At 28.9% G+C, this 505-nt stretch carries 1 protein-coding gene; it reads left to right on the top strand.

All coding sequences use genetic code 11. The annotated features are described in order from the left end of the window. The first annotated feature begins 180 nt into the window (after nt 1–180). Nucleotides 181–504, top strand: a complete 324-nt coding sequence (locus tag ABDZ91_RS14090; RefSeq protein WP_343800023.1) for a hypothetical protein — start codon at nt 181–183, stop codon at nt 502–504. The last annotated feature ends 1 nt before the right edge of the window (nt 505 follow it).

Genomic DNA, 505 nt, shown 5'->3' on the forward strand with positions numbered 1-505 from the left:
ACAGGATTGTTGAAGAAGACTTGATACAATAGGGTCGTCAATAGGACGATCTTTTTATTTTGATATTCTCTTAAGAATATTAGAATTAGAATTACTGTTTGGAATATTATGTTAATATTAAATGTATAATGCCATACAAAAATTGACTTAAGTGAAAATAGGAAGGAAGAGTGGATTAGAATGGATATTTTGCATGTCAAAGGATTTGGCTTCAGTTCATATATCAAGCTAATGTTGCTGATTTCTGTATCTTCAGGACTGATTTTCGGAATCATTTTGTTTACTCTTAGTCTTTTTGGATTTAATGTCTATGTTAATTTTGGTTCAACTCATATAAGAGGGGTTAGTGCTGGAATTATTAGTATCTTTTTATCACCAATGATGTTCACATTTTTGGGTATAATCTTTAGTTTATTTTCTTTTTTACCGTTTAAATATGCTCTTAAATTCACTAAAGGAATAAAAATAAATCTAAACTATGCACAAAGCGATGTGGAAAGTTGAT

Origin of the sequence: Bacillus carboniphilus (genome assembly GCF_039522365.1) — a bacterium.
In the GTDB taxonomy this organism is placed as follows: Bacteria; Bacillota; Bacilli; order Bacillales; family JC228; genus Bacillus_BF; species Bacillus_BF carboniphilus.

What these genes read in the sequence shown, in the direction of transcription:
- ABDZ91_RS14090 (WP_343800023.1), top strand. Translation starts at nt 181, where the DNA reads ATGGATATTTTGCATGTCAAAGGATTTGGCTTCAGTTCATATATCAAG.